This is a genomic window from Candidatus Binatia bacterium, assembly GCA_029248525.1.
In the GTDB taxonomy this organism is placed as follows: Bacteria; Desulfobacterota; Binatia; order UBA12015; family UBA12015; genus UBA12015.
In genome coordinates this window covers 1-6,351 of the sequence record JAQWJE010000010.1, presented here as the reverse complement: position 1 = coordinate 6,351, position 6,351 = coordinate 1, and the positions used below count along the sequence as shown (strand labels likewise).

The window sequence follows — 6,351 nt, the reverse complement described above, 5'->3', positions numbered from 1 at the left end:
CCGGCCAAGAACGACTGCATGATGGGCTTTTCTCTGCAGGCACCGGCGCGTGTCCCCGGTCGTGCCAGCTGGATCTGCGAGGACGGCGACCCGAGTTGTGACGCCGGATCGCTGGCTGGCCAATGCGTATTCGAGGCGCGTATCTGCGTGAATCAGCCCGCAGCCGGATGTGCCGGTACCGCGATCGACGGCATCCAGCTCCGTCGCCCCGATCCGTCGCGACCCAAAAATAGCGCGGATGCCGCCAATGCGGCAGCGTTTACAGCAGCGATCGAATCACTGGGCGCCCGCAATGCCGGCCAATGCCGCCGCGGGAACAAGGGCGACCTGTGCGAGACGCATGCCGATTGCGATTCCTACCCGGGGTCCGGCAATGGGTTCTGCAACTCGGGAATTCTGGTCTTCGAGCCGGCCCTGACCGCGTCTGCCTGTAGCGACCCCCTCGACATCACCGTCCCGCTCAAGGGTGGAAAAGGACGCGGCCGCAAAAACCTCACCCTGCGCGCCATCGAGGAAAAGGCACTGGGTGCCGGAATCTCGATTGATCAGGACCGGCTTCGCTTTATCTGCCTGCCCTCACGGAACCCGCTTCCATGAGAAAAATCCTTGAAATGATAGGTCTTTATGGAAAGTCGCGCTTCTATCTGCCAGAGGCTGAATTGGCAGCGCGATTTTCCCGCCCGCTCATTGACGCAGGTCAGCCTCTTCCGTTAAAACCGGAGAGGAATAGGGGAAAACCCTATGCCCTCGGCACTGAGCATTTCGCGCTCAAGCGCCTGAATATTCCGACCGAGCATTTCGGGTCGGCGAGCATATACCCATGGCCAATCTGTCGAAACCAAAGAACACTGATCTCCACCTCGCCCCGAGCACCCGCCGGAGCCGGTTGGTGCCATCCATGAGATCGAACCTGATTCGAGTTGCGCGCATGTTGGCCGACTCGATCGTCCTCTCCTCGGCACTCTGGATAGCGTTTCTACTGCGTTTTGAGGGCGAGATTCCGCTGGCCTACCTCAAGCGTCTGGTCTTCCTTTGGCCGTATGTCGTGGGCGTGCAAATGACCGCAATGATGGCCGTCGGGGTGCCTCAATTCGCCTGGCGCTATGTCGGCATGCGTGAGGCCTCGCGGATTCTGTTTGCCACGGGGTGCGCTGCCATTTTGTTTCTGTTGATGCGGATCGGTGGCTCCGCTGCCATGCAGATCAGCGGGTACGCGCAATTCCTGATGCTGCCTGTCGGGGTCGTCTTGATCGACCTGATGCTGGCCTTTCTCGGGGTGACGGGCATCCGCGCGGTATGGCGAACGATCACCGAGCGCAGTGGTACCGCGGCTCACCTCAAAGCCGCCGGCCCACTTTCTCAAAAGCGAACACTCCTGATTGGTGCCGGACAAGCTGGGCTGCTCATGGCACGTGAAATCGAACGCCGGCCGGACTTGGGCATCCGCCCGATCGGGTTTGTGGATGACAAGGGCTCCAAACGTGGCCTTACCCTCCACGGACTCAAAGTCCTTGGGCGAATCGCGGATATACCCGCACTTTGCCTGCAACACCGTGTTGACGAGGCGCTGGTCACCATCGGCGGGGCCAAGGGTGAAACTATCCGGCGCATTCGCGACAAATGCGCGGTCGCCGGGATCGAAGTCAAACTCGTGCCAGGGCTGTATGAAATCGCGGGCGGGAAGGTCAATCTCAATCAGCTGCGACCTGTGACCATCGAAGATCTGCTCCGCCGATCGCCCGTGCAACTCGAGGGCGACGAACTGCGCCAGACCATCGAAGACCGCTGCGTCATGGTCACCGGTGCCGGGGGCAGTATCGGACTGGGGCTCTGCCACCAGATTCTCAAGACCAATCCTCGGAAATTGCTAATGGTCGAGCGTGCCGAAGGCAGCCTATTTGAGGCCCACCAAGCTCTATTGGCAGCATTTCCCCAGCTTGCCGATCGCATCGAGCCGTTGATTGCCGACGTTAGTGATCGGCCTCGGATGGACGGGATCCTGTCGGACTTCCAGCCCAGCCTGATCCTGCATGCCGCGGCACACAAGCATGTCCCGATGATGGAATGGAACCCGGCCGAAGCGATCAAGAACAATGTCATCGGCACACGCGTTCTGGCCGATCTGGCCCATGCCCACGCAGTCGAGCGGTTTGTCATGGTCTCGACCGACAAGGCCGTCAACCCGACGTCGGTCATGGGATGCTCGAAACGTGTGGCTGAAATGTATGTGCAGTCGCTTTCGGCAGAAAGCCAGACACGCTTTGTCACGGTGCGATTCGGCAATGTGCTGGCATCGGCGGGCAGCGTGGTACCGATCTTCCAGAAGCAAATCGCGGCCGGCGGACCGGTTACTGTCACCGACCCCGAGATGAAACGCTACTTCATGACCATCCCCGAAGCCTGCCAGCTCGTGCTCGAGGCCGGCAGCATCGGCAAAGGCGGCGAGATCTTCATCCTCGACATGGGCGAGCCTGTAAAGATCGTGGATCTGGCCAAGGACTTGATCCGCCTTTCGGGCCTGACTCCCGGCGAAGACATCGAAATCGAATTCAGCGGCACGCGCCCGGGCGAAAAACTCTACGAGGAGTTGTCGGTCTCGGACGAAGTCGCCGATAAAACCCAGCATCCCAAGATCTTCATTGGCCGTTTCCGCGCCACCGAACGCGGACCGTTGCTGGGCAAGATCGACGACCTCCACGTCGCCTGTAATGCCGAGAAGCGAGACTCGCTACTACAACGATTGGCCCAGATCGTCCCGGAATATTCCGGCGCGAAGCCGGCCTCCGAGGCTGCAGCCAAAGCGGCCGGCGAATAGTTCGCGACGACCAGCGGCCCGCGCGTCGATTCAGCCCCGAGTGCTCGACAACCGCCTCGTTCCACGCGACATTCATTCCTGAGACTCGACAGACGCCCATGACGAACCTGACCGCAGAACAGCACCCCTCCGTGGGGAGCCCCCTGAAACGGACGATCGATTTGATCATGAGTTTCGGGGTCGCATTGCTGAGCCTGCCGATCCTTGCGGTGGCCTCCTTACTGGTTGCCTGGCGTCTGGGCCGGCCCATTCTGTTCTCGCAGGTCCGCGCCGGACTGCATGGGCAGGAATTTGCCGTATCCAAGCTGCGGACAATGACCGACGAGCGCGACGATCAGGGCAATCTGCTACCGGATGCAACCCGACTGACGCCTTTGGGTAAAACCCTGCGATCCCTCAGCATCGACGAGCTGCCACAGCTGATGTCGGTGCTGCGTGGCGATATGAGCTTGGTGGGGCCCCGGCCGCTGCCGACGATTTACTTGCCGCGGTACTCGGCCGAAGAGAATCGCCGCCATGACGTGAAGCCTGGCATCACCGGTCTTGCCCAGATCAACGGTCGCAACGCGATCAGCTGGGAGGAGAAGTTCCGCCTCGATCTGTAGTATGTCGACCAGTGGTCCATCGGCCTCGACCTGCGGATTCTCGCACGCACCGCGCTGACAGTCGTGCAGCGCTCGGGTGTCAGCGCCGACGGCGAAGCGACCATGGCGGAGTTTATGGGATCATCGCATCCAGATCAGGATTCCGGCACGGAGAATGTCGCGCATCGAGCCGCGGCACACGAGGTGCAGCCATGAGTGCGCCGACTAAATCGACCGAGCCAACCGAACCGATTCTTCTCTCGCCACCGCATTTATCCGGCGAAGAAATCCAATTGGTCACAAAGGCGATCGAATCCAACTGGATTGCCCCGGTAGGTCCCGATCTGGACGCGTTCGAGGCCGAACTCGCCGCCAAGGTCGGTGTTTCCGCCGCGGCCGGTGTTTCCAGCGGAACGGCGGCCCTGCATCTGGCTCTGCAAATTTTGGGCGTTGGCTCAGGAGACGAAGTACTCTGCTCCACGTTTACCTTTGCTGCTTCCGCAAATCCGATCCTCTATTGCGGTGCGACTCCGGTCTTTATCGATTCATCACCGGACACCTGGAACATGGACCCGGCTCTACTGGACCAGGAACTGCGTGCGATGGCCGCTCGAGGCTGTCTTCCCAAAGCGGCGATTGTCGTCGACCTCTATGGACAGTGCGCCGACTATGATCCGATTCTGACCAGCTGTGCGGAATTCGACGTGCCGGTGATCAGTGACGCGGCCGAAGCTCTGGGTGCGTCTTATGGTGACACGAAGGCCGGCAGTCTGGGCGATATTGCGATCGTTTCTTTCAACGGCAACAAAATTCTGACGTGTAGTGGCGGCGGTGCCCTGCTCTCGGACAACCCGGAATACGCCGAGCGCGCTCGGTTCCTTGCCACGCAGGCACGAGATCCGGCACCGCACTACGAGCACACCACCGTCGGCTACAACTACCGGCTGTCGAACCTGCTTGCCGCGATCGGGCGCGGCCAGCTGCGCGTGCTCGAAGATCGCGTCGCCGCGCGGCGCGCGATCCGGGAGCTGTACAAAAAGGAACTCGCGGGCGTCTCAGGGATCACTTTTGCGCCCGAAGCGGACTATGGGCAGAGCAACGGCTGGCTGACCTGCATCCTCGTGGACGAACAGGTCTTTGGTGCCTCGCGGGAAGATATACGAGAACACCTCGGCTCGCTGCAGATTGAATCCCGTCCACTTTGGAAACCCATGCACGAGCAACCCGTCTTTGCGAAATACCGCGCCGTGGGAGGAGATATTTCCAGCAGGCTGTTTCGCGACGGCCTTTGTCTGCCAAGCGGATCCGCCCTGCCTGAGGATTCGGTAGCGCGCATTGCGTCGGAAATTGCAGGAGTCGGCAAATGAAAACTCTGGCGATTTACGGCACCTCAGGGTGCGCCCGTGGTGTCCTGCCGATTGTCCGGTCGTCGATTGATCCCTCTGAAACCAGACTGGTCTTCGTGGATGACAACCCAGCCATTCAGGGGACCTTGGTCAACGGGACCCCATGCGTCTCCTTCGACGAACTACGCAACGGCGAAATATCCCAAACGAAACTCTCGATCGCCATCGCGGCCCCCGCGATCCGAAAAACGCTTGTCGAGAGGTGCGCGGCCGCCGGGTTCGGATTTTTCGACGTGGTCGCCGAGAGCCATCTGCGCTTTGACGATGTCGAGATCGGCCAAGGGGCGATTCTATGCGACAATACGCAAATCACCTCCAATGTCCGCATCGGGCGTCACTTCCACGGCAATATCTATTCCTACATCGAACATGATTGCGTGATTGGCAACTTTGTCACCTTTGCCCCGCGGGTCTGCTGTAACGGGAACGTCATTATTGAAGATGGCGCATACATCGGCGCCGGAGCAATGCTGCGGCAGGGCATGCCCGACAAGCCCTTGCGAATCGGCGCAGGTGCGACGGTGGGGATGGGGGCGGTAGTCACCCGCGATGTCATCTCAAACACCACTGTAGCGGGCAACCCCGCCCGAATCCTACGACCACAGACCTCCTTGGCGCCATGAACCCCGCAAAGAAGCCTAAGCGCATATTGATTTGCGGCGGCCTGCCCCAATCACTGGTACTCTTCAGAGGGACGCTAATACGGGAATTAATTGAGCGAGGAATAGACGTCACGGCATGTGCCAACGGCGCGGATGCTACGACCTCCAAAAAGCTTAAAATCTGGGGGGCACGCTACTATCCATTAAGAATCGACCGGACAGGTTTCAACCCGATTTCAGATGTTCTGTACCTATTCCAATTGGTTTGTTTGATACGGAAAATCCAACCCGATGCCATACTCGGCTACACCCACAAGCCGGTGATTTTTTCGGCGATAGCTGGGAGAATTTGTCGAGTTCCGATTCGGTGCGGATGGATCACCGGATTGGGCTATGCCTTCATGCCCTTTGGAGGATTCCGCCAAAAGTTAGCGCGCAAATTCCTGACACTCCTCTACATGATTTCTTTACGTTTCAATACTATGGTCTTGTTTCAAAACCGAGATGATGCAGAAACATTCCACGCACTCACGATTCTCCCGGACTCGCTACCCACGACCATAACCAGAGGTTCTGGAATCGACCTCGAAGAGTACCCAAAAAAACCTGCACCCATTGGTCCTCCGCGCGTTCTTCTGATTGCCAGGCTATTGGCCGACAAGGGCATACGCGAATTCGCGGAGGCAATCCGCATAGCCAAACGGAACCATCCGACACTGGAGGCAGACCTTGTCGGCCCCTTTGACCCTAATCCAGCAGGGATTGATGAGTCCGAGGTCAGCGCATGGGTCCAAGAAGGATTACTTCGCTACCACGGGAACCAGGACGATGTTCGACCATTCCTGGAAAACTGTTCCGTTTATGTTCTTCCGTCGTACAGGGAGGGGACCCCGCATACGGTGCTGGAGGCGATGGCCACAGGTCGTCCCATTATCACCACCGAC

Annotated in this window: 5 protein-coding genes and 1 pseudogene; all 6 read left to right on the top strand. The window is 59.3% G+C overall.

Going from position 1 to position 6,351, the window contains the following annotated elements:
- The coding region (locus tag P8K07_02545; protein ID MDG1957402.1) for a hypothetical protein at window positions 1–597 on the top strand (597 nt) is incomplete at its 5' end.
- Between the two features lie 301 nt (window positions 598–898).
- Complete coding sequence (locus P8K07_02540; GenBank protein ID MDG1957401.1) at window positions 899–2,815, top strand: nucleoside-diphosphate sugar epimerase/dehydratase; 1,917 nt, start codon at window positions 899–901, stop codon at window positions 2,813–2,815.
- Between the two features lie 98 nt (window positions 2,816–2,913).
- Window positions 2,914–3,615 (top strand): annotated as a pseudogene (locus P8K07_02535) (sugar transferase).
- The gene (locus tag P8K07_02530) at window positions 3,612–4,766 is read left to right on the top strand and encodes an aminotransferase class I/II-fold pyridoxal phosphate-dependent enzyme (GenBank protein ID MDG1957400.1); all 1,155 of its coding nucleotides are present in this window, start codon (window positions 3,612–3,614) and stop codon (window positions 4,764–4,766) included. The pseudogene P8K07_02535 and the gene P8K07_02530 overlap by 4 nt, the downstream one beginning before the upstream one ends.
- Window positions 4,763–5,428 (top strand): acetyltransferase, encoded by a 666-nt coding sequence (locus P8K07_02525; protein MDG1957399.1) that lies wholly within the window; start codon window positions 4,763–4,765, stop codon window positions 5,426–5,428. Before P8K07_02530 ends, P8K07_02525 begins: the two co-directional genes overlap by 4 nt.
- On the top strand, window positions 5,425–6,351 hold a 927-nt coding region (locus tag P8K07_02520; protein ID MDG1957398.1), incomplete at its 3' end, for a glycosyltransferase family 4 protein. The genes P8K07_02525 and P8K07_02520, both read left to right, overlap by 4 nt.

What these genes read in the sequence shown, in the direction of transcription:
- P8K07_02540 (MDG1957401.1), top strand. Translation starts at nt 899, where the DNA reads ATGAGATCGAACCTGATTCGAGTTGCGCGCATGTTGGCCGACTCGATC.
- P8K07_02530 (MDG1957400.1), top strand. Translation starts at nt 3,612, where the DNA reads ATGAGTGCGCCGACTAAATCGACCGAGCCAACCGAACCGATTCTTCTC.
- P8K07_02525 (MDG1957399.1), top strand. Translation starts at nt 4,763, where the DNA reads ATGAAAACTCTGGCGATTTACGGCACCTCAGGGTGCGCCCGTGGTGTC.